Raw genomic sequence first — 23,468 nt, 5'->3', positions numbered from 1 at the left:
CTCACTCGACAATCTGTTCATTCGATACTCGGTTCATTCGATACTCTGTTAAAGCGCCGCCTAACAAGCCAACTCGTAATCGGGCTGCAGCTCAGACCCCGGACCAACCACAATCATCGAAAGCAAATCGGGCTTGATCAGCCTGTTAGCAAGGTCTTTCACCTGTTGCCCCGTGACACGATCGATATCAGCAACAATCTCATCGACTTCCAATTGCCTTCCGTAGAAAAGCTCGCCATAAGCACTCCGGGCGCTGCGGTTGCGCATCGACTCCAGACCCAGCAGAAGCTCACTGCGCAATTGAATCTTGCCGCGATTGATTTCCTGCTCCGTAAAACCCTCGCTCTTCGTGCGCTGGAATTCTTCGGAAATCAGGTCCAGCACTGTGCCAACTTGTTTCGGACTGGCACCGGCGTAGACTCCGAACAATCCGTTGGCGCGATGACTTTCGCGGAAACTGTTGATTGTGTAAACCAATCCCCGCTTCTCACGCACCTCCTGGAACAGACGGGATGACATATTGCCGCCCAAACACAAATCGAGAATGGCGAAAACGTACCGATCCTGATCGGTGATACTGAGTCCATCGCTGACAATTGAGATGTGCGCCTGCTCGATATCGCGATGTTTTACGGCTCGGTAGCGCTTCATCTTCGGAGCACCAACTTTGTCGTGCCGCTTACCTGGCTTCATATCGGAAAGCGCAGTGGCGATCTGATCGATTACTTTTTGTTCGTCGAATTTACCCGCAATCGAAATAACAAGCCGCTCAGGTCGATAGAAACGGTCGACATGTTCGCGCACCACTTTCTCATCAAATCCCGAAACCGTCTCGACTGTTCCTGTAATAGGCAGCCCGAGTGGATGATTCGGCCAAATATTGAGAATCAGCGTCTCGTGAGCATAATCTTCCGGATCGTCGTCATACATTTTGATTTCTTCGAGAATGACCTGGCGTTCCAACTCAAAATCTTCTTTATCAAGATTGGCATCAACTATCATGTCGAGCAGCAAATCAACCGCAACATCCAACTGATCGCCCATGACCCGACCGTAGAAGCAAGTATTTTCCTTGCCGGTCGCAGCACCAAGACTGCCACCAACGTCTTCGATTTCCTGCGAAATTTCCTGCGCAGTTCGCTTCGAAGTTCCTTTGAAGAGCATGTGCTCCAGGCAATGCGAAACGCCATTGTTCTGCTCGGTTTCATCTTCCGAACCGACATCGACATAGACGCCAATCGACGCCGAATAAACTTCATCAACTACTTCTGTCAGGATACGAACTCCGTTGGGCAAAGTAGTTTTTCGAATCATTTTGTTTAAATATCCCTGCGATGCATCTATATGCGATCGCGCTATCTCTTGTATAGACCGGCTCTGCGGCACGCTACATTTTAACATTGCTGGGGGTCGGGAAGAGCGCTGCCCCACCACCCTTGGCAAGGCGGCAGGGCGAGCTCTTTCCGAGGAGGACGCGGAAAAGCTAGTGGGTGGCTGGATCTGGGATCGCGCCGACCGTGTTAATTGCGTTCAACAGTGGAAGATTCTTTTGCACTGCGTTAAATGCTTCGAATTTGGCAAAGTTGAAGCTGCGCAAGTCGTAATGCCAGGCTCCGTGCTCTTGAGCGACCAGCGAAGCGGCAATTTCCTTCTGGGCGGCGAACGGCAGTTTATGAACGTTTTGCGCAAGATATGCAGTCGCGTCATTGCTCAAAGACAATGCATATTGCGCATCAAACGGCTTTCCCTTTACAGCGTTGTCGATGTTGGCGGCAACGATGATGCGATCTGGATTAGCGAGTTGCATGATGCCCACAACCGCAAAAGCAGCAATCGAAGCGGCATACGCAAACATAGATCTTCGTCCCGTCAGCACAGTCGCCGAAAAGATAACGTAGAGCACAGCCATACATCCGATAAATGCCGATACATAGAACCGCAGCTCAGTTAGTCCATACTCTTGCTGATAGAGATTCATGCGCTGGAATGCAGAAAGCATAATCACAAACAAAAGAGCGATCTGAATTCCAGCCTGCACCGGAAAAACCTTATCGAACTTATCGCGGTGACGAGGCAGCAACCAATCTCCAACCAGCAGCATCGGCAGCACCAGGGCCGATACCGTTGCCAGCTCGAAAAATCCTTTGCGAGCATACTCAGCATATGACAGACCAGCAGTCGTTTCAACGACGTTGGAACCGCCGAAGAAATAGCGGAACTGCACCATCACAAATGATAGAAAGAGCAGATTCAACAAAGCAAGAACAACGTTCAACTCGAAGCGCCCGATCACAGGCTTGAGCTTCAGACTATCGTTATCATCCATCTGCATTTCGCCCTTAGAGTCATGATATTGCATGGTGGCAAGCAAGTCTGCACCTCTGTCAGCGGCGAACATGGGGCGCAAATATCCGGCAGTGCACCAGGTGAATCCAAGCAAAATCGCGGTGTGTACTGACAGGTCCGAAAAATTGAAGCGCAACCCCTTATTCAACAGACTGGCGAACGCGGCGTCAGCACTGATGAATAATCCGCAGAACAGCAGCAACAGTGGAATAGCGAAAGCGAAACCGCGAACAAGAGCTGGAACCTTGCTCCTCAGTTCGGGCGGCACAAGCTGACGCCATGGCAAATCAATCTTGATCAGATTCATGGCTTCAATGACAGCATCAATAACTGTGTTGAGAGAAGCGACGCCATACCTGAAGATTCCATGCGCCTGCACAACATTTCCTTTCAATGAAAAGGAAAGCATTACAAGACTGAAAAACATCAAATACATATCGATGCCGTGCAGAATTGCCGAATCACGCCACATATAGGCAAAAGCCGACAGATTAACCGGCACGAGCCACCACAAACACTTTCGATCGACGTCGCGCTTCTTGAACGCAGCAATGAATGAAACTGCCAGGCTCACCACCGACGACCACAGCAGCACACTCAGTCCGTTCGGCGTCGAGTGCACAATGCTGTCGTGGAAAAGCAAATCGCTTGCTAAACCCACCATCAAAGCCGCGATCAGTATATTAGTTGCAATTGCCATATCTCACTCCACATAAGATGAAACGCGAGAGAATCGAAAAATACCTTTCGTTTCTGCCCGCAATCGCATCGTCTTTATTCTCATGTCAGTCGCTTTCTCCGGGTGCACAAAGCTAGCGCAGGAGCTAGTCTTGCTCAGTGCGCGAAGCAAATTGTGCGTTCAGCGATCCGTGATACTGAGTTCAGCATACGCTCGGTTTTCAGATCGATCAATAACGTGGAAGCGGCAAAAACAGCTCGTAAAGACTAGAAACCGAGCGCACGCGGAGGACACACCCGGTCGTTTAACATCAAGTAAAGCCTGGGTAAAGTCAAGCGGTCGGAGGGAACATTTGCTTTACGTTTCAGGGCATGGAGAAGACGAATCGATTTAATGTAATGCGAGTCACAGAATGTCTGGCAGAAGCACCAGTCCCGTTTGTCCGTCGAATCACTCCGTCGACGCGAAGCAACCAAACGTGCAGGCACCAGATTCGGTGCTACAAGAAGCACAAAACGAAAACGCCAGACCAAAAGTCCGACGTTTCGTGTTTCAGGATTCAGTTCGTAGAAGAAATTATTGTGCTGAATCAGCTGAAGGAGCAGCAGGTGCCGGAGCTGGCGCTGGAGCACTGATGTTTACTTGCGGTGCTGGTGCTGGAGCGCTAGGTGCGGGCAAAATAGTTGTGTTTGTTTCAGTGTGAGTCATGCCGCCACCGAAGTAGTAGAGACCACCAGCGATAAGCGCAACGGCTAAAAGGATGCCGAGAATCATTCCTACAGCGGAACTTCCAGTGTCTTGTTGTTCGATGATAGTAGTCATTTCAAATCCCCTTAAAATGTATTGTTGTTTCTGTTTTGCCTTCCGAGCGCTCGACGGGGCAATTTTCGAGAAGGTTCCGGGAGACAGCCATAAGCTCGAGTGCATGTACGCGTGAACGCACGCATACGGGATCTGCACGGATTTACTGATCGATACAAATGGCGGAAGCGTTAGCCCAATCAACCATTGACAGCCACTGACAGCTCAACCATTAAGATACGACGAAGACTTTCGACGCCTGACCGGACAGCATCCCTTATAATGGCATTCCGGCGTTTTACGCATTTTGCCGATGTAGCTCAGCCGGTAGAGCAACGGTTTCGTAAACCGTAGGTCAGGGGTTCGAATCCCCTCATCGGCTAAGCTTTTCCGGATTTCGCAATTTCGTCTGGGCCCCTTCTGGGCCCCCTAAGAGAGAAATTTCCGTTCAATATAAGAAAGCTTCGGAAAGTTTTTTAACTCATCAATGCAGTCAGTTGTCCAAATTCAAATGGCGTTCAAAGGGTTTAAACTCTGACGAGAAGGTAAAACCACCTTCCTTATCTAGGTCCGCCAGCTGTCCTTGTTTTTTGGCAAACCGTGAGACCCACCCGTCAAAGGACTTTAGAGTTCGAGGATTGGCTGAGTCGATTGGCCGAGTCGGTCATTTAGCGCATCACTGAAACTTAATTTTGAATGGACTGCTTCGGAGTCCGATTCGTGATGGCACTCGAAGCAAATATCTGAATCAGATTCGAACTTTACGTCCAGAGGTTCTTCGCACGTGTAGCACGAGAAGTATTCAAATGGACGGGTTTTGATGGCATATGGGTGATAGGCGAGAAAAACGCATGTTATGGAGGAGGCACCGGCAGCTTTCAGTTGTTCTATGCAAGCGTTGATGGTGGCGCCTGTGGTGATTACGTCGTCGATAATTACAATGCGCTTGCCTTGAACGTCCTTCTGTACGCTGAAGACTTTGGCGACATTAGCTCGGCGGGATTGCAGGTTCAGGCCTTTTAAAGACGGGTAAGTTTTGACGCATCGCAAAATATCCGGCTGAATGGCGTCTGGATTAATGGTATCGGGACGAATGATATCGGATTTAAAAGTGTTTGATTCAACGGTGTCTGGCTGAATGATCGTGGAGTTTTGCTTGATGTTAGAGAGTAGATAGCCCAGGCGGTCACCAACTTCGGGACGGCTGGGTACTTGGGTTATAAGGTCGTAGGCACCGTCTGTGGCGACTTCTATTCCGGTAGTGAAGAGTTTTCCGAAGATATCGAGGTGAGGTAAATGGTGTCGTTTGAATTTCAAGATGCGCAGGCTGAGAGCATGTATTTGGTGTCGGGGATCGCCCGGTCCAAAGTATCTGCCCATAACAAAGATTGGGCAGTCAGGATATTCAAGGTTCGGTAGTTCAACTATTCGCGCTGTCAGGTCTTCTTCCGGCACTGGAGATGAATCTGAATTGGACGAGTTAGATGCGGATGGGGGCGATGACGGTGGGGTCGACAGAGATGGGGGTGATGGGGGTGTTTCGAGAACTGCTGGTGAAGAATAGTTGTAGGAAGATTCGATGATGCGATTTGGTGCAGATTCAATTTCGGCGACGAAGCCCTGGTCCTCTAGGGAGAGGCATTTTAGTAAGGCGTCGAGAGTGGTGACTACGTAATCGGGGCTCTCCTGGTAGAGCAGAAATCTCTCTTCCGCAGGCAGTGTCTGGTTAGTAAATACGACAGTTCCGATCAGCAGTGTTCTGGCAAGTTCCAGAGTGAGCCGGTCGCGGCATAAAAGCACGGTCGATGCGGGAGGTGTTTTGGACTCAATCATGATGCGTTTGAGCAGAGCGTTGTAGCGCAGATGTTCGGTAGTATTCTTCGGTCGGGTGGTGCGGTTTTCGAAGGCGTCGTGGGGGCGGTTGCTTCGAGTGACTAAAATCACCTTCAAGACGAGATCGAGGCATTGGACTATTTCCTGCAGCAGCTGAGGGTCTGTGCGAAAGTCGTCTGTGTCGATAATCAAAGTCTGGAGTTTGGTGACAGTGAAGAACATGTTGACCTCGATTGTGAAAGTGACGTGAAGACCTTAGATGTTGAATACAGGTTAGGTCAACGGGTGCGTCAGTCGACTGTGTAATTGTGCAGTCGAGTCACTTTCATTTTCGTAGGCTTCCCAAATTGAAGAGCGTCGGGCGTTAGATCAGCATTGCTAATTTGCGGCAAACTAGTTGGAGCGAGGCTGTCCGCTACAGGTAATTCACGTTCGCAATCATCAAAGGTTTGGAGATTTGGTTTCGACTTGAGAGACTGTGTAACTCATTTACCGATTTCTTGTTTTAATGCCCGAAACCGGTGCATTTAAGAAGTAAAGTACAATTGTTTGTGTTCTTGTTTCCGCTAGGTATTGTGGTGCTCGAGAAAGCTTTCATTCACGGTCAGTTTGAGCCTGAATTTTTATCAAAGCTCTCAAGATTAGTAAGCGTGATTGAGCCGGCGACTGCCCAAAACGCGAGCAGTGTTCCGAGCTTGTATGTTTTAGAGGTCTCGCTTGATACATTGGAAATGGTGGAGCTCTGTCGACGCATAAATCATGTTGCCAGCGCAGGTGTACTCATCGTGCTCAATCGAAAAACAGCATCCAAATATCACAATCAAATTAGGCGGAGCGGATTTACTGGAGCCATATCCAGCACGTGTTCCGAAGAGGAGCTAGCTACCGCTGTTTATAGGGTTGCCGCGGGTGTCAGCTTCATTGACCCAACTCTAGAACTAGCAGATTAGCGTGTGCAGCAAGAGAGCTTTTAATTAGTAACAGTACATTAAGTTCGCCAGCAGGCGAATTCGTCCAATACGTAGGCTCCTGGAGGTTTCTGATTCACTTAGCCCTGTCCCGCGCATTTTGTTTATGTTTCAGACTTGTAGAAGACGCAGCGCAAAAAATCAAATAGACATTGCAGAACTGCGATTAGCACGTACACGATGCAGCCGCCCAGCGCTTCGACCATTATCGTGAAAGTGAAGTCATCTATAAAATGCGGACCTCTGTCGAGGTCATCCGGTCTGTTTAGCCAGAACAAATACAGGTCTGTGCCAAACGAAAATACGCCAGCCAAGTACAGTCCAATTGCAGAGCTCAGCCACGGATGGTGGTGTCCTGCGAACCAAGAGTTTTGAACTACCGATTTTTGAGTATCGTTGGAAATAGGCATTCTTGTGTCCGAGTGTCTGAAGCCTTTGATTGAATTGACCAAACAATATGACGATGACCATTGCCAAATTGCTTTTCTGTCTAGCCTCAGACTCTTCAAGCTAAAACTGCTCTATTGAGCGACACCTTTTGATGCTAGACATGCGTAACGACCTTTTCTTTAGTATAGCGCCACAGCGTCAATGCTTCATTTTTCCCGAACTTCGCGATTCTGCTAAGCGGTCTCTTCCTGAGTCGATTGCCGATGTTCTGTTTCATTCGACAGCTTTGAGCGAAATGCCAGAAGGATACACCCAGCGATTACTATCTCAAAAAATATCTTCAACCCGATTCCGATGATCTCACAATTGCCACAACTCTGAATTCTATATGCGCGCGTTTTTTTCAGAGCTGGTCCGTCATGATTTAAAAAGTCTGTCGGAATAAACATGAAGTGGCATAGAGGATCTCCCTTTATCCACAAGCGCACATAATCGCGACCGAAACTATTCGTATAGGGAGGGAGCACCACAGTGACGAGGTTCTGATCAATAGTGTCTGCCCTCAGCATGTTCTGAAACTGACTGTAGGCAAATTCTGGACAACGATGCGTCTCGTCAGCAAGCCACTCACAGCAAAGCACTACTGCCGCAATGAGACACAGGACTGGTGCTAGTCTTTTTTCACGCACCACGCTATTCTGTGCTCCTTAATTTGTTTCTCTAACGTGCCTGCCGTGCTTATAAGCCTGCTTGCTTATATTTCGTCTTCCGCCCCAGGACTGTTTAGATTTGCAGCATTTGTACCACTGTCAGGTGACGGACGTTTTGGCACAGGAGAAGCGCGTAGTTCAGGTCCTTCGCCAGGTGATGAACGACGTATCACAAGCCATTTCAACAGTTCACCAGTTTGTATTTTAAGTGCTTCTTCGTCGTTGTCTTCTTCCATGGTTCACATTCCCGACAGTTTCATAACCTTGTATGTTCTTTGTCATCATTCTCTTAGTCTGAGTGCATGTCACTCAAGTTCAAACTCTTGAAGTTTTGCCAGTTCGTTTTCGTACTCTCTTTTATGGTCCAGGGCTTGTTTTTCCAAATCGTCGCATCCTTGCTGTCGAGCCATCGCAGCTCTATTTTTCCAAGCTTCAATTTGCCGTTTTATTATCTGTATTTTTGAGTCTTCTGGAATAGGCATTCTATCGACAAAGATTATCTGCGTCACGGCGCTCGGCTGACATTCACAGCTGACTGTTCCTTCATTATAGTGCCAGAGTACCCTTGCGTCATCTTTACCGGGCTTCCAATTGTGCTGGACGTTCTATTCTCGTCGATTAGTAGGATGCAATTTGCGCAGATCTCTCATCAGCTTTGTCGTTTCTCGTTTCTTCGCAGCAGTGCTCATGGACGGACTTCTCGAAAAGCGGATTATGTATGTTGAGTTCATCCATTGCATGCTCGAAAAGCTCATCATCCCTCGTGAATAAACGCCTTCTCGTTCTAGTTGCTTTATCTCAACAGTAAGAACGCCCTTGGATAGCGTTCAGCGGGTTTCAGTCCTGTTAAAAGTTGGACTAGAGCGGGGGCGTCGATCCTATGGTTGAGTAACGCAGTAAGGTCGCCGGGCTGTGAAGCAGTCAGAAGAGCAGAGTTTAGGACTGTCTCTTGCTGTGTTTTTTACCGACTGGTAACGGTTCAGCGCCACTTTGTCAGACGCTCTAGAGTGTTTGACGTGGTTCCATGAGTACGATTGGCGATGGGGTGTCTCACTTCCGCTTGCTTTTTAGAATCGAGAAAATTTTAGGTCCCCAACTAATAGTAAGCATAGTTGTAACAGCAGCCAATATTGCAGATATTGCGATTATGGCAATGGCAAATATTCCTCCGCCTGCACCCAAAAGATAAAGCTGAAAGTGACCAAAGCGAAAATAGTCACCCTGATGCAATCCGTGTGCCTGCATCTGAAGAAGAATGAACCAGCCGAAACCAACTCCCGAAACAAGAAAAACTAAAATGCCAATGATCGGCACGAGCCAATAGTTTATTGAAATTTTGGACTTTTCACTGTCTGTCACTTCTTGTATCAAGCGGCACCTTTTGGCGCTAGATATTCCCAGCCGATAATTCCTTAGTATAGTGCCACAGGCTCATTACGTCATCCATCCGGAGCTGCCGCTCGCAAATTGCTTCGCGTTGCTACAATCGCGCCGACGTCAGGTTGTTTTATTAACGATAAAGGAACCAGAATAACGACATTTGTTCCTCGGGACTGATGTCGCTGTGCACCGTGTGTGGTATCAAATTGGTCTTGCTAAATTGGCAGATTTTGCCACTGTTTTCACAAAGTTCGGCATACCTCTGCCGGCAAAAATCTATCAAGTGTTTCCAAGACGCTTGCTGATTTAACTGTAAGGCATCGAAGTAGTCTGATGCGCACTGAAGTGCACACCCTTGTTTGCAATTTGCATCTGCCCGGAAAAGGTAATTGCAGACTAGGTTTGGATCTAGTTCAATGGCACTGGAAAAATCTTCAACAGATCCTTTTTCGTCACCGATCTCTTCACGGAACAGACCCCGCGCGGTGTAGTTGTAGCTATAGGCTGGATTCAATCTGATTACTTCGTCTATATCGGCAATCGCTTGTCTTATATTGCCAATCTTGTAATTCGCGTAAGCTCGGTAACGGTAACCAAGGCTCATGTGGGAATTAGTTTTAATTGCGAGATTGTAATCGTCAAAGGCGCCAGCTACATCACCCAACGCGAACCGAATGTCGCCTCTTTTGCAGTAAGCAAAATCGTTGTTTGGATCAAGCCTTACAGCCATTCCAAACTCATGGAGCGCGGATGCGCGATTCCCTAGCGTCAAAAAGGTAATCCCGCGCAGGCAATAAACAACACTCGTCGGACAAAGTTTGATTGCTGTTTCCCAGTCAGTTAACGCTCCATTCTGGTCTCCCAAACTCAGCTTCACATTGCCGCGCGTCTGGAAATTGAGGCTGTTACTTCCGTCAAGGCGAATACTTTGATCGAGGTCTTCTAGCGCCGATTGGTTCTGCCCAATTCGATGCTTAGCCCAACCACGATTTCCATAGGCAGCAGCATCTCGCGAATCAAACTTAATGGACTGGTCTAAGTCTTTGATCGCGCTTACTAAATTGTTTTGGGTTATCGATATTCTGGCGCGTGTGTAATATGGACGAGATTCATTCGGATTGATTCTAATTGATTGATTGCAGTCAATCAGAGCCCCTTCTAAATCGTTCATATCTAAGCGGAGCTGGGCTCGGTTATAGTAAGCGGTTGAATAGTTTCGATCAAGGTTAATCGCTTTAGCGTAGTCAGATAAAGCACCCGATTTGTCTTGAAGCTTTTCGTGTAAAGTGGCTCTATTGTTGTAAGCGTAGGATGCTGTCGGGTCTAATTTTATTGCCTTGTCAAAATCGGCCATCGCTCCTTTAAAATCGCCAAGATCGGTCAGAGCGTTCCCTCGATTATTGAAGGCAGCGGCGTACTTAGAATTCAGCTGTGTAGCTCTGGTAAAATTGCTTACCGCCTGACGCAGCTCTTTGTGCCTGAGATTGTTTAATCCTCTGGCAAAATATACTTTTGCGAGCACGATCGAACTAGAGCCTGAAGAAGCATTCTTCGCCAAACAAGGACAGCCGACGACTAACGCCGCCAACAACAAAATTGATTTCAAGTGCCCTTTCATAAGAATGAGGATAGTCGAATTTGCTGAGATAGCCCAGCGTAATAACCGCATTTGAATTGCGAGGGTCTCTTTGCGGAGTCTCAGTAGTTGAGCTGAAAGCTACATCACCCAACGCGAGCTTTGTGAAATAATGGAAATACCAAGTGAGGTATTTGAGTGCTGAGAAACTTACTATGCGTGTGTACCTTGCTCAATGTTTGCTGCTGTTATGCACAGTCTCCTGGCGCTCCAGCTCAAAGCAATAGCTTCCTCGCAGCTGAGATTTGACCAGATTATTTAAGTGTTTTCGAGAAAGCACCAACTTGACTCGGGCTGTGTTCTGCATCGAGACCGGGTTATGAATCTTTGAAATCTAAGTTTTGTGGCTCGCTCGGATAACGACAGAATTCATCCGTCAATGGAACATCCCGCCCAACCTCTTCGAATTTCAGTCCGTCAATCCACAGCTGACCCTGTCCCAACAGTCTTGCCCCAATATTGATACCATAAGCGTCATCTGGAACATCGAGTGTCAATTCGCATTTGACCCATTCCATCGTTCCGGACACGAGTCGCTTACTCATGTTGTCTAGGGCTCGCAGCGGATTATTCTCCGGGAAGAGCGCAAACACTTCCATAAACAATCCGCAGCCATTCTGAGCATCTTTGCACCTCAGGAAACCCGAAAATCGGATTCGCTTTCCTCTGAATTTGTCAGCACTAATCTTTTGCATTATTGCGCCAAATTGTCCGGTTCCATCAATAGATCGAACAAATGCAGAACGATTTCCAACGTTTACGATCTGATCGTCGGTACCGATTTCATAGGCGTTGTATGGTTCCTGCCAGCATGCCCAGCCCTTTACTTCGCTCATTGCTTCCTCCTATTTTTCGCTCTTGATGCCGCTCCAGGAACCCAACGGTATAACGTAGCAAGCGGAATACCCAAATTTGTTGCCACCTCCCGTGGTAGCATGTATGATCGCTAATCCGCCAGCGGCGGTGAACTAAAGTTTAACGACTTGGAGGAGAAGAAACATTTGCTTCTTCTCCTCTTTTAGTGCACTAATTTCCAATCGGGCGCACGAAGCAAAGGACTTCTGATTCTGTATTTTTCAAGCTGTTCATTCTTGAAGGATAAATCGATCAAAAAGTGTTGATTCCACTTCGAACTAAGCTTGTATGTTCGTTGCAACCCTTGTTGAGCGTCAGATTTGGAGCCCCAAAGTTGGTCTGCCTGAGCTGGGGTAAGTTTCGTTAAGGGCGGGATTTCGCCATAGTCAATGCCTGATGGATTTAAGATTGCTGTTTTCTCGTTAGAAGAAATGGCTACGATCGCAACTATGCCATTTCCATCGGGTCGCAGCAATGGTACCACCCGGTTTGCGCTTCCCTGGCAAATGTACTCATCGGCACTGTTCATATGAACCGATTGACCAGTGGCAAGCTTATCTATAGCGTCACCAGATATAGCTGCATGTTTCAAATCCACAGAATTACTAGCCTTAACCTCCAGACAGCCAGCTGTTAAGAGCAGAACCAGCGTCGCTCCAAGAACGGAAAAATAATCCTCCACAACGCTTTCTCCTTGTAGCTTACTGAGTTGCTCCCATTATCACTGATACAAGTATGAACTTGAAAGTGAACCGGTTTAAACCACATTACAACAGAATTCTGCAAATAAACACAACAGCAATTATGGAGTGCATGGAGAATAACTTATTCGGCCGACATTGTTTGAAAGTGATTTGATTTCCGATCATGGCTAAAAGCCGCTCTTCGTTTGCCGCGTTGTGATTCGATTGACAGGAACAAAGCTAGTAGCGGAGATAGAATTGCTAAGTTCAAACCGTTGTCCACACAGCTGCGCGCAAAGAGCAACCAAAAGCCAGATTCTATTAGAGGCTCACTTAATTTAAGCATTTTGGGCTTTAATGCTTGATTGAGGGACGGGTTGTGATAGTTCCAGACCATTGAATTGATAAATCGTTGACCGTCAAAGTTGTAGCGCCACTCTCGATACCACTGCGGGCCAGAGAATGGTGGTTGAGCGCTTTCATCGAATTCAGGAGGGCACGGATAACAGTACGTCCAGACCATGATTCCAATGATGACGGCAAGTTCGGTGATCAACGTTATTTTGATATGTCGAAGCACTCTTTTAGCCCTCAAGGCAAGTCTGGCAGCATCTTAGAATTGAATCAGCGAGGTGCATTTGTCCATGAAACAGTTTGCCAACTGTTGTGGTTGTCTAATAGCTGGTAAAATCGCGGGGCTGTGGAATTGCGGGGCTGTGGAATTGCGGGGCGAGAGGTGGTGGGGGTTCAGGGTGGAGAAAGAATGTCAAAAAGTGCGAGGCAGCAATTGGATCGAGATGGTGAGCCGATGGAACCAGCTGTAAGACAATTTGAAAGGTCTGGAAGGCAGTTGAAATTGGCTGTAGGACAATTTAAAAGGTCTGGACTGCTGCTGAAACGGGCTGTAGGACAATGTGAAAGGTCTGGAAGGCTGTTGAAACGGGCAGTTTGTGGTGTCGCTGCGATTTTGGCGGTTGGAGTGTTGCCGCTGGAGTCGTTGGAGTCCTTGTTGTCGGTGCAGTTGATGCAGCCGGCCTATGCCTGGTATGACTTCGGTCATGAGGTGGTGGCGTGTATTGCCTGGAGGCAGTTGCGTCCGGAAACAAAAGCTAGAGCGATGCAGTTGTTGGAGAAGAATCCGTACTTTCAGAAGTGGGTAGATGCGGTACCGGCGGATGTAAGTGGTGATGAGAGAAACATGTGGATATTTGCGCAGGCTGCTACCTGGGCGGATGACATTAAGAAAGATCGTCATTATGTTGCAGATGGTGCGGAGAAAGGAAACAAGCCTGATGGTCCGCAATGTGCAGAGAATCTGGGCTATTCTGATTTCAAGTTGCATAAATACTGGCATTACAATGACACTCCGTTTACAAGTGACCATAGTAAATTGCCACCGTATGTAGAGCCGAATGCTCAGACGCAAATCAGGGCTTTCAGGGAGGTCCTGGGGGCTTCGGGGAAGTCTGATGATCTCAAATCTTACGACCTTGTCTGGCTTCTTCACCTGGTTGGAGATGTTCATCAGCCTCTTCATTGCGTTACTCGGGTGACGTCGGCGGATTTAAATGGAGATAAGGGTGGCAACGACTGTAAATTAAAGGGAGCGCCGGATAATCTGCATTCGGTTTGGGATGGTATCGTCGGCGATGACCGGGCGTTGAAGCCGGCGATTGAGTTTGCGAAGACTTTGCCTGATTTGAAAACTGGTGCTTCGAGGAAGTCGGACGAAAAAATTTGGATTAAGGAGTCATACAAGCTGGCTAAGAGTGCGGCTTATGCAAAGCCTGTCGGCAAGACAAATGGTCCGTGGCAGTTGACGGAGGCATACAAAGCCAGGGCGCGCAAGATTGGTCTGGAGCGGGTGGAGCTGGCTGGGGCGCGCTTGGCGAATTTGTTGAATAGTGAGTTGAAGTGAGTGAGTTGATTTGAAGTGAAGCGAAGTCGGTTGAGATGAAGCGCGTAGAAGTAGAGCGCTTGAAAAAAGTGCTGGAACTGAAGTGGGTTGAGCTGAGTTGAGTTGAGTTAAGGTTAAGCGCTTAGAAGTGGAGCGATTAAGGAAAGTGGTGGAACTGAAGAGGTTGATTGAGGTCTGAGAGTTCGGTGAAGCCTTCGGGCTGAAGAATGGGAATGAGGAAGTATGTTAGAACATCGAATCTCGTGTTTTTGCTTCTTTCTCATTCTGTTTGGAGGTTTGCAATTGGGAACGGACGCTGATGCTGCCAAAATCAAGCCATCAGTGCAAGCAAAGCAGAGTAAAGAGCAACTGTTCTTTCCATACAACTGGTGTCTAGCGTTCAAAATTGTGAGTATCAGTCCTCATACTTCGTATGACTTTCACGGCGACAATGCTGAATTCGATGTGAAAGTCAAGGTCGAACACGTTCTTCGAGACTCAACAAACACCACGGAAGCCGCGTCGTATAAAGAAGGACGCGCCGTGTATGAAACGGCTGTTCGTAACGGTGATGAAGTCACGTTCTGTTTGTCGAAGCACTCCAATACGGATTTGAAGCGATATATCGAATCATTGCAAGGAAAGACACAAGTGTGGGCTTTTTCCACCTGGTCGAAATTCAATAACGATAAGCGACTGCACTTTGACTTTGATGAGCGATATGAACCTTTCCACGGTCGTAGTTTCAGCGCCAAAAAATTGGCAGATTTGACTGCCGCTCTTACTAGCAAACCGTCGAGCGCGCTTGAGGCGAATCTTCCTATTGAACGATACTTGAAAGCGCGCTGGACGATAAGTCGCATCCGTGAATTTTGCCACAAGGAGAATCGTTTGATTCGATACGTTCCGCATCCCGATCCCAGTGGCATTCGAGATAACGGTTCCTGGTATCAAGGAATTCTCTATTCAACTCCCACTGTCGGTCAGGTCTTTTGGAGCGCAGATACCGTTAATGGGATTCCGATTAGCTATGGATTGGTTGCGAAGTATAAGTCTGATGTGTGGCAACTTGAATCGGAGAACTTCGATCTGAAGGCGTCGTTCACCGATGCTGATGTGCTGAAGAAGCGAATTTATGACACTCTTGAACTTGGTTTTGAGCAGTCGCATAAAGCTCATGCCCGTCCACCCAGGACGGAGAAGGAGCGGAGTATGGCGGTGCTTTATAGCTCGACGCCGCTTGCGATGCCCTCAAGCTGGCGTGAGTTTGTCATTGAAACTAATCCGAAAACAAGAAAAGCTGTAGCGCTTGATTGCAAAACTTCTGCCGGAAAGTTACGAGTCATTTTGGACTCGAACAAGGACATTACTAGTGTGCTAGTGGATGGGAAGCCGGATACAGAGTGGACCGTTTCTCTGGCGATGGCCAGGCGGGAAATATCGAGGCTGTACCATAACTGATCAAGCAAGCGGGCGGTTGCTTTGATTGTCGCAGTACCGTGAACCCCGGGGGTCAAGTCCCACCTCGACCATATAGTGGATATACGGGCGAAACAATTTTGGGGATACAGAATTCGAATCGGTTCAAGCTGAGTCGGATTCAAATTTGTCGGATATAAGTTGCTTTTGTGCACAACGACAGACTTTCGTATCGCAACAAGCTTCTCTCCATCAGCCGAAAGGCAATTATTGGAATCTAACTAATTGATCAAGCTAATTCGTACTTTATGTGTATCATGAGGAGCCGTTATAAACCAACCGATGTAATTTGCGCCTCTAGGATGACCGTTTGCTGCATATTCTTCACTACCGAGCTTAATCGCTTTGGCTATCGAAATGCCCAGTGCTGGATCAACCTCTTGAGGATTGTCTGTCGTAATAACTGTATTACCCAGCACATTTTCCATGGATTCGATTTTTGCGACGCCCTTATCACCCACGGTAAATTTCGCTTTTATCTTATACAAGGTTCCCGTATGAGATACATTCCAATGACTCTTAACAATCGATGAAAAAGAACGATCTAGCCGATCTTTTCCATGTGAACTCGAAGTATGTGCATCTGCTGATTTTCCAATCAAGCTCAGCATCAGCAAACCTGTAATAAATTCCACTTTGTTTCTCATAAAAGCTTCCGTGCTTTGTCTTTATTCTAGCCTGAGGTTGCTCTGACGCTTAGAGAAAAAAGAATCTTAAGCAAACGCAGCCTGTTGCTATCGCTCAGGGTGCGACGTTACACGCCCCGCTTGGAGAGGTGTTGCCCGGAATCGCGTAACTGGAATCCAGCTGATGCTTAACAAAGGCGATTTAGCACCCGAAATATTTTGAGTCTACTCCTAGGGTACTGAGCGCCCCGCCATTTTGCACAACGCCGTCGATCATGGGTCTAGCTCCCTGTTGCCCAACAACTGCGAGTGCAAAAAACTGAGCATAGCTTTCTGCGTAGACGGTAAACAAACCTTTTTCAAGGGTAAGCGAGAGTCTCAGAATTACTGAATCCTTGGCTGGAGCGTTCCGCTTCGAACCGGAAACCGATACGGATTTCTTGGCAGATTGACTTTTTTTGGAGGTTGCCTTAGGCATGTGCGCCGAAAATGATCATTGGGTAGGAGAAAAGATGATAGCTGAAAAGCCAAAAAAGGCCATGAAAGGGCGAACTAGGTCAGCCTAAAACAAATATTTTTAGCAGATTTCACAGAAGAAAGAATATCTGTTTACCGAAACACTGAAGAACCTGAACTGCAGCCAAAGCATGAGCGCAGAGGTAATTGCTGGGACAATGCCGTTGCGGAGAGTTTTTTCAGTTCTCTGAAAAAGGCACTGATTTATCAACAAAAGTTCGAGTCGAAGGAAGCTGCTCGTATAGCCATCTTTGAATATATCGAAATCTTTTACAATAGAATTCGATTACAGCACTCAAATATTGTTCACTGGACCAATTTGAGAAAAAGTAAAAAATGGTGGCATAGTACTTCTAAGATGTTGACTTATGCTTAATCTACCCTTTTTGGCATGGTATCGGTTTGCTCACTCCACCAAATAAGCTTGCTATTCGAACCGTTTGGAAAGCTGATGGCATAACGTAAATTCGATGGATAATTGTTTTTATCAAAGGGACTTGATTGTCGTATAAGATCACAAGCTTTTTTTTCCAAATCTGGACTAGCCGTGCTTTTCCAGATAGTCAGATCCGATATTTTGCCGTCGGGTGTTAGCAATATTCGACAATCGACCGTTTGGTTGCCAAAAATTTTCTGAAGCTCTTTCTCAACAGCGGGGGCAGTTTTAGGATAATCGTAATCCTTGACATTTTCAATCACGCCAAGTGTTTTCGCGATATGTGTTGCAATGCTATAGACGGTCTTCGTACTTTCACCGTATGCATTTGGCCATGGACCAGGTGTTAGTGTGAGTGGATAAGGCCACTTTTTTTTTTTAGTTTCACCGGGAGAAATATGACAAAAAGTCATAGTAATGAGACAGATCAAAATGCAGATTTTGAATAGCCTTGACATGATTGAATCACCCGCATAGATATGAATGGGAGGATGTAAACATCATCCTCCCATAATACAACCAAGTCCTACTTACTTAGTGGCATACACTCTGTGGTGGCGAAGTGTTAGTTCCATTAGCATAAGAGTTGCTATACAACCATAATATCCGTTCTTGAACAGACCATTTGCGACTTCGGTAAGAGGGAATCCAGAAATTTGACCAGAAAGACTCTTTATATATGTCTGCTGTGCAAATGTCTGGGCGTATAACTCCGCCCCTCGGGCGTTACCAACACCACCAAAGATGCCAGGCTGAGCCAGTGCGGCAATTTGTGTATTGGTTTTGTTGCATAGCATTGAAGAAAATAGAACTGCGAAAAAATGATAAGGGAGAAGTGAGAGTAAAAGCGATTGCGACGGGGTACCCTGAGAATATTGATTGGGGTGAAGAGACGGCTCAAGTTCACAAGCAAATGGGTGGCGGTCCGCCAAACTTTATGGTGACTTTTTCACTGCCCAAGGCAAAGGAAGCCTTGATAGTGAATCCAACTAATAACAGCGGAAAGCCTTTCGCTGGCGGAAGTGTCTGGGTGGAACTGTTCACTACGTTCAAGGATAATCGGCAGCCGGAGTTTGTCCGGCAGATTATGCAGACTCCTCAGAAGTAAGTTGCAAATCCAAGGCTAGTTGAATTAATAGAGTAAAGTTGCGCTCGATTGGATGGCTGTTGCTAGTAATCACACCGCTCTTTATCTGGATCAAGCAGCGTGTAAGCCCTGTTCCGACGCTTTGAAATTGAAACATGATTGTTCTCGCATGACACTCCCACATCAGGATTACCGTTTTTGTGTCATCATGAGATTGATGACTGCTAATTCGGAGGCACTGTGATGCCGAAAAAAACCGGAGATGAGGGTGGAGATTCGGCCCGAAGCAAACGAAGTCATTACTCAATTTGCAGAGTTATCGAAGTCGCACCTAATGGCTATCTGGTATATTTTCCAGCTTACAAATTAACGACAGTGCTTCGAACTCGAGCATCTTTACCTGTGGGCGGAGAAATTAGCGCGCCGTTTGTCCTCCTCAAATGTGGTGGCGCTTTGCTATCGGCTAGATTTAGTAAACCGGCTGGCACTTCGAATGTTCGTTGGGAAGAAAATTTAGATAAGCTCGACGCAGCGCATACCCCACGGCAACAACCAACATGATTGCGAGTATCAGAACGATTTGTTGGTAGTAAAATGCGATGTATTTGTTGCTATCGCTGCGCTTCTTCGCTTCTTCCACCGTCGGGCGCAATGTAGTCTGTGGCTTAGACTTGCTGTTTCATCGTTTCAGCTGTAAATCGTTTTTCCAGTTCACGATAGATATGATCGAGTTGCTCGTCGGTCATTTTTGCATTTGTCAACGCAGTACTTATATCTATTTTGCGCGACAGCGTAATCGTGATATGGATTGCCACAAAGACCGCCTGGTTTTGGTGGCTTCATTTTGGGCACGTATTGCCTCAAAATCGCTCGCGCCCCATCTGTGAAGATTGTGCTGCTAGAATCATGGAAACTAATGTATATATCCACACCTTTGAAGGGAGCGAAGTGACATGCAGAGGCTATTCAATCTTTCGGCAGAATTCGCCGATAAGTTGCAGCACATGTCTCCAGCGCAGCAAACCTATTTGAAAAGGATCGCTTGCTGTTACGCAATCAAAACGGCAGGAATTGATGATCAAGTAGTTTTACAAGCACTCGCCGAATTAAATGCAGGCAAGACACTGTCGCTGACTTGCAAGCAAGAACTCCAACAAAAGCTTGAGTATTACGACGAATGCTATTTCAATCTCAGCGAAACGGACTCGTCTGAAGATGCAGGCAAAGTAGAATTTCACAAAGCGAGAGCAATCTCCGCGCTCATCGAGGCAACCAAAGCTGATTCGTTCGATGCCGCCGCCGATGCTATCTACGAAGCGTCCATGACAAGCGACAATCAGGATGAACTGATTCAGCAATTTCTCAAAGGCGCCGGGCATTGAAGATTCGATTTGTTGATTTCGCTCGTTCCCCAATGCCTGAATTGTGTTTTTCAAACGGCTAGTGAGTTGATTGTATTTCTTCGTCAACTTCAACCGGCTGTGCCTTCATCAGGAGAATTAGTTGGTGAGAACGGCTATAAGCTGACATTCGCTATTGATGGCTCAACTGTATTGGCGCATTTGCTATAGAGATACTAAGCCTCGTGGTAGAAAAACCAGATAACCAAATAAAAGATAAAAGATAAAAGATAAAAGTTAGAGCGAACGTAACTTAAGGCATGGCGAGTAGCAATCGCGATGGGAGGAAAGTTTTTCTAACCAAATAATCGAAAACGAAGCCGCCTATGGTACTGCATACGGTGCTCACCGAATTGACTCACGTTCAAAAATGTCCAATCTTTGAAACACAAAATCGATTTGCTTTGCACGTTTAGGTGCCACGTTTGATCGATTCGATTTTTATCGTAGAATTTCTCTTCGGGCCAAAAACAAACAGCGCATTATATTCTCCTGCGTTCTGTGTAGAGGGCGCTGAATAATCATGACACCCTGCTTCCAAGGCTTTGACTACTGATAGTTCAACCAATTCGTCAACCTCGTGATTTTCACGAGCTAAATCCTGCATGGAAATACATTGGAAAATGCCGTTATGGAGTCGAAAGTCGACGGAAATCTTCATTGGAGTGCCACTTCGTGTTAAATGCCAGTGTTTTTTTACTGCTTTAGTAAAACTGCTGTCGGGATGACGGTCGACTACACTAACTTTTGACGAGCCGTTATTATGAGCTTTGGCATCCAATTGTTGACAGGTGGATACGAGAATAATTGAGAAAATTGCTGCGATTGTGCGCTTGTTCTTCATAACGATTGCTCCGGTATTCAGACCTATTCTAAAAGGAGGCAGCCGTATTTACAAACGGCTGCCTCCCTACGTGTCAGCTAGCAAAAGGTTACGGAGCCACGGCACAGCCGGGCGCAATGTAGTTTGTGGCTTAGACTCAGTGTTTCATCGTTTCGGCTGTAAATTGTTTTTCCAGTTCACGATAGATACGATCGAGTTGCTCATCGGTCATTTTTGCAGTTTTATTAACGCAGTACTTATATCTATTTTGCGCGACAGCGTAATCGCGATATGGATTGCCACAAAATCCTCCAGGAGGTGGCGGCTTCATTTTAGGCACGTATTGCCTCAAGATAGCTCGCGCCTCGCCAAATCGCTCTTCTTCAATAAATAAAGATGCGACCCTATCTTGAAAGGCTTGAGAATCCCATAAACTGAGCCTTTTTGACTTGGTTTGATAGAGACTCTCTAGTTCAGAGAATCGGTGCTGTTGCTGGTAAATGATCGAAAGTTGGTCAGTCAAATATGAATATATCCCAGAATTGAAGTATGGTTCATTCAAACTGATGGCCTGGTTGAGTGTGCTTTCGGCTTTATCGAATTGGCGGTCATGCATGTTTTGCGATACAGAGTCACACAACTTCTCGATCTCCCAGGCGTTTGGATTCGATACACCTTCTGACCAAGCGGGCACCTCAGGGTATCGTGGATACGAGCCAGTGATCGGCGCATTCGAGAATGGAATTCCCATAGAGCTCGGTTGATCGGATTTGCGACTGGTAAGAAAGATCGGGTCCGCCAACTCTGCCGTTTGCCCAGCTGAAATTGGGAGGCCGGCGCTGGAAGTAGTCAGAATCGGAGACAAGGCTAGCAAGAGCGCGATGATAGTCATATGAAATCATCGTCGCACAAATAAATGAAATAGAGAAGTGTTGTGCTGTTGAGGTAAGCACAGCCATGGTGAATTGAACTCACGGGTGATGATAGCGCCGCATACTCAGGAACAAAAGTGATCAAAAAGGTATCGGCTTTTGCCCAGGGCCCGGAATAATCCAAGTGAGGCAACCTAGTCGCCCACCTTTCCAATGAGGTTTTATGACTGGCTCCCAAGCTTTTCCGCAGCTCTCGCATCTGTATCTTGTTACTACTACTGTGTCAAAATCGACAGCTTGAACGTACACGCGATCAGCGGACCGGCATTTCCAGCAGAAATTGGTAGACAAACAGTAGGCGTAGGCGACGCCCAGCAAAACGCTTACTAATGCCGTCACAGCAGAAACCGCTGTGTAACCTGCAGATTGTTTCTTCATGCGCAATGCACTCCATTGAGATCAAGTTTGCCATAACAAGGAGTGAATGAACATACGGTTTTCCCTACGCTAAACGCCAGCCGTTATGTCGCTCAGTAGCCTGCACATTTTAGAACCAATTGAACGTATAAGACACAGATGCCACAGATAGATAAAGGGATCGTTTAGATTGGGCGTGAAAGAAAGTTTGGTGTTACAGTGAAGGTACATCGGCGCGTTGCCTGGTGCGAATAAAGCGAGTGCTTTGATTGTCGCAGGGCCGTGAACCTCGGGGAGGTGTCCGATGGCGGATAACGAAGTTGCAGTACAAAATTGGTCCAGGGCGACATTTCTTGCGTATCAAGAAATGTCGAGAGACAATATCGACGCTGCAAGAGAACATTATATAGATGCGTTGAATGCGGCGCTGGAGTTGAGAGACACGGCGCCTATACTCTATGCGCAGACGCAAGTGGCGTTTGCGGCTGTGTCCTTGATTTCAGAAGACAGTGAAACAGCGCTCTACTTTCTTGTAGATGTGCTGCCTATCTACAGGAAATACTACGTCAGCAATCACTGGCGTATGATCGAGCTTTATCATCTGCTCGCTAATGCGCACCACATGTGTGGGCTCTTCGACGATGCGCAGCAGTGGTATGAGTTGACTTTGAAGTTACTCGGGGGCTTCGGGGATGATCATCCGGATAAGCGTGTTGTACTTCAGAATTACAGGGCGCTGCTTGGGGAGCGAAAGGCAGTGGCATGAGTGATTAGAGACCGATGTGGGTGAATTCGTGGGCAAAACAAAATATTTGTTATAGTTCACGAATTCCCCACTAATTTTCGGGAAGATGGGGTTACTCAAGTACATCGGGAATGCGATGTCGGACGCGGGAAAGAATCAGAGATTTTTTGCGCGACGACCGTGATAAGCCTCAAAAGGAGGTCCGATGTCGGAGAAGAGTTCAAATTCTATATTTCGAAAGCTGTTGTCATTGAAGCAGACTTTCAACAAGCAACATTCCGCAGCGCAGTTGAGCAAGTCAGTTGACGAAATTGTGCGGAAAAACGATCTTCTTGTTAGCAAGTTAGAAGAGCAAATAAACTTGCTGGATGTGGAGAGTTTTCCAGCTACTACGCTTCCGGCGAAATATCGCTGGAGTCGATTGATCAAAGACCTGGACGCGCAGAGCGAGAGGTTGCATCATCTGGTTCATTTGATGCAGCACGATCGTGTGCGTACTGGGATGAACCTATTTACGTTCGATGTGTGGCCGTTGACCTTAAAAATCGCCTCCCGGCATCAGATAGAGACCGGGCGAGAGGGCGACTGGATTAGAGACATTACCGCGCTCTATCTTCTCTGTGAAAAGTTTGCAGATGAGGCGGAGTTGGCAGGAAGAGTAACTCAAGCAGAGCTAAACATCTCTGCACCACGTGTGCGACTGAACAGTGTGCCACTGGTGTTGGTGAAGCCTGCATTAAATGAGGATTTAGATGATGACAATAGCAACAATGGACGAATCGGCGAAAAGCGAGTCAGTTGACGGGGAGCAGGAGCAGGCGCAAGAAAAGCAGGAGCAGTCGCGAGAGAAGCAGGAGCAGTCGCAAGAGGATCAGCAGAAACAACAGCA

At 47.0% G+C, this 23,468-nt stretch carries 21 protein-coding genes, 1 tRNA gene and 1 pseudogene; 8 read left to right on the top strand and 15 right to left on the bottom strand.

Features of this window, described 5'->3' with window-relative positions; translation table 11 throughout:
• Window positions 1–60: 60 nt before the first annotated feature.
• The 3 genes and pseudogenes from EKK48_10685 to EKK48_10675 all read right to left on the bottom strand — a co-directional run bounded on the left by EKK48_10685 (window position 61) and on the right by EKK48_10675 (window position 3,700).
• The gene (locus tag EKK48_10685; GenBank protein ID RTL42450.1) at window positions 61–1,401 is read right to left on the bottom strand and encodes an insulinase family protein; all 1,341 of its coding nucleotides are present in this window, start codon (window positions 1,399–1,401) and stop codon (window positions 61–63) included.
• 82 nt (window positions 1,402–1,483) lie between these two features.
• On the bottom strand, window positions 1,484–3,046 hold the full coding sequence (locus EKK48_10680; GenBank protein RTL42449.1) for a DUF4173 domain-containing protein: 1,563 nt from the start codon (window positions 3,044–3,046) through the stop codon (window positions 1,484–1,486).
• A gap of 573 nt (window positions 3,047–3,619) precedes the next feature.
• Window positions 3,620–3,700: pseudogene (locus EKK48_10675) on the bottom strand (calcium-binding protein).
• Window positions 3,701–4,135: 435 nt separating this feature from the next.
• On the opposite strand from EKK48_10675, the gene EKK48_10670 reads away from it, so the two are divergent.
• Window positions 4,136–4,208 (top strand) — tRNA-Thr (locus EKK48_10670).
• Between the two features lie 242 nt (window positions 4,209–4,450).
• Here the strand turns inward: EKK48_10670 and EKK48_10665 are convergent.
• The 8 genes from EKK48_10665 to EKK48_10630 all read right to left on the bottom strand — a co-directional run bounded on the left by EKK48_10665 (window position 4,451) and on the right by EKK48_10630 (window position 12,280).
• Window positions 4,451–5,881 (bottom strand): ComF family protein, encoded by a 1,431-nt coding sequence (locus tag EKK48_10665; protein RTL42448.1) that lies wholly within the window; start codon window positions 5,879–5,881, stop codon window positions 4,451–4,453.
• 850 nt (window positions 5,882–6,731) lie between these two features.
• The gene (locus EKK48_10660) at window positions 6,732–7,037 is read right to left on the bottom strand and encodes a hypothetical protein (protein ID RTL42447.1); all 306 of its coding nucleotides are present in this window, start codon (window positions 7,035–7,037) and stop codon (window positions 6,732–6,734) included.
• Window positions 7,038–7,771: 734 nt separating this feature from the next.
• A complete protein-coding gene (locus EKK48_10655; GenBank protein RTL42446.1) occupies window positions 7,772–7,963 on the bottom strand; it encodes a hypothetical protein in 192 nt (63 codons plus the stop codon).
• Between the two features lie 69 nt (window positions 7,964–8,032).
• Complete coding sequence (locus EKK48_10650) at window positions 8,033–8,236, bottom strand: hypothetical protein (GenBank protein ID RTL42445.1); 204 nt, start codon at window positions 8,234–8,236, stop codon at window positions 8,033–8,035.
• 541 nt (window positions 8,237–8,777) lie between these two features.
• Complete coding sequence (locus EKK48_10645) at window positions 8,778–9,098, bottom strand: hypothetical protein (GenBank protein RTL42444.1); 321 nt, start codon at window positions 9,096–9,098, stop codon at window positions 8,778–8,780.
• Between the two features lie 139 nt (window positions 9,099–9,237).
• On the bottom strand, window positions 9,238–10,776 hold the full coding sequence (locus EKK48_10640) for a tetratricopeptide repeat protein (protein RTL42443.1): 1,539 nt from the start codon (window positions 10,774–10,776) through the stop codon (window positions 9,238–9,240).
• 284 nt (window positions 10,777–11,060) lie between these two features.
• Window positions 11,061–11,579 (bottom strand): hypothetical protein, encoded by a 519-nt coding sequence (locus EKK48_10635; GenBank protein RTL42442.1) that lies wholly within the window; start codon window positions 11,577–11,579, stop codon window positions 11,061–11,063.
• 182 nt (window positions 11,580–11,761) lie between these two features.
• Window positions 11,762–12,280 (bottom strand): hypothetical protein, encoded by a 519-nt coding sequence (locus EKK48_10630; GenBank protein ID RTL42441.1) that lies wholly within the window; start codon window positions 12,278–12,280, stop codon window positions 11,762–11,764.
• 764 nt (window positions 12,281–13,044) lie between these two features.
• Between EKK48_10630 and EKK48_10625 the strand changes: the two genes are divergently transcribed.
• Window positions 13,045–14,199 carry a S1/P1 nuclease gene (locus EKK48_10625; GenBank protein RTL42440.1) on the top strand — a complete coding sequence of 385 codons (1,155 nt, stop codon included), beginning with the start codon at window positions 13,045–13,047 and terminating at the stop codon, window positions 14,197–14,199.
• Between the two features lie 222 nt (window positions 14,200–14,421).
• Window positions 14,422–15,639 (top strand): hypothetical protein, encoded by a 1,218-nt coding sequence (locus EKK48_10620; GenBank protein RTL42439.1) that lies wholly within the window; start codon window positions 14,422–14,424, stop codon window positions 15,637–15,639.
• A 239-nt stretch (window positions 15,640–15,878) separates the two neighbouring features.
• Here EKK48_10620 and EKK48_10615 read toward each other — a convergent pair whose 3' ends face one another.
• Window positions 15,879–16,304, bottom strand: a complete 426-nt coding sequence (locus EKK48_10615; GenBank protein RTL42438.1) for a hypothetical protein — start codon at window positions 16,302–16,304, stop codon at window positions 15,879–15,881.
• Between the two features lie 550 nt (window positions 16,305–16,854).
• On the opposite strand from EKK48_10615, the gene EKK48_10610 reads away from it, so the two are divergent.
• Complete coding sequence (locus EKK48_10610; GenBank protein ID RTL42792.1) at window positions 16,855–17,175, top strand: hypothetical protein; 321 nt, start codon at window positions 16,855–16,857, stop codon at window positions 17,173–17,175.
• Here the strand turns inward: EKK48_10610 and EKK48_10605 are convergent.
• Window positions 17,172–17,693: a hypothetical protein gene (locus tag EKK48_10605; protein ID RTL42437.1), complete on the bottom strand. Its 522-nt coding sequence runs from the start codon at window positions 17,691–17,693 to the stop codon at window positions 17,172–17,174. The two genes, EKK48_10610 and EKK48_10605, sit on opposite strands and share 4 nt — an antisense overlap.
• A 338-nt stretch (window positions 17,694–18,031) precedes the next feature.
• Between EKK48_10605 and EKK48_10600 the strand changes: the two genes are divergently transcribed.
• Window positions 18,032–18,343, top strand: a complete 312-nt coding sequence (locus tag EKK48_10600; protein ID RTL42436.1) for a hypothetical protein — start codon at window positions 18,032–18,034, stop codon at window positions 18,341–18,343.
• Between the two features lie 932 nt (window positions 18,344–19,275).
• Window positions 19,276–19,704, top strand: coding sequence for a hypothetical protein (locus EKK48_10595; GenBank protein RTL42435.1), 429 nt, complete (start codon window positions 19,276–19,278; stop codon window positions 19,702–19,704).
• A gap of 430 nt (window positions 19,705–20,134) precedes the next feature.
• Here EKK48_10595 and EKK48_10590 read toward each other — a convergent pair whose 3' ends face one another.
• Window positions 20,135–20,566 (bottom strand): hypothetical protein, encoded by a 432-nt coding sequence (locus EKK48_10590; protein ID RTL42434.1) that lies wholly within the window; start codon window positions 20,564–20,566, stop codon window positions 20,135–20,137.
• 136 nt (window positions 20,567–20,702) lie between these two features.
• Complete coding sequence (locus EKK48_10585) at window positions 20,703–21,437, bottom strand: hypothetical protein (protein RTL42433.1); 735 nt, start codon at window positions 21,435–21,437, stop codon at window positions 20,703–20,705.
• Window positions 21,438–22,138: 701 nt separating this feature from the next.
• Between EKK48_10585 and EKK48_10580 the strand changes: the two genes are divergently transcribed.
• Window positions 22,139–22,600 carry a tetratricopeptide repeat protein gene (locus EKK48_10580; protein RTL42432.1) on the top strand — a complete coding sequence of 154 codons (462 nt, stop codon included), beginning with the start codon at window positions 22,139–22,141 and terminating at the stop codon, window positions 22,598–22,600.
• A 184-nt stretch (window positions 22,601–22,784) separates the two neighbouring features.
• Complete coding sequence (locus EKK48_10575; protein ID RTL42431.1) at window positions 22,785–23,381, top strand: hypothetical protein; 597 nt, start codon at window positions 22,785–22,787, stop codon at window positions 23,379–23,381.
• Window positions 23,382–23,468 lie beyond the last annotated feature (87 nt).

The organism is Candidatus Melainabacteria bacterium (genome assembly GCA_003963305.1).
Classification (GTDB): domain Bacteria; phylum Cyanobacteriota; class Vampirovibrionia; order Obscuribacterales; family Obscuribacteraceae; genus PALSA-1081.
The sequence above is the reverse complement of the archived record's forward strand: the minus strand, read 5'-3'. Positions and strand labels throughout refer to the sequence as shown.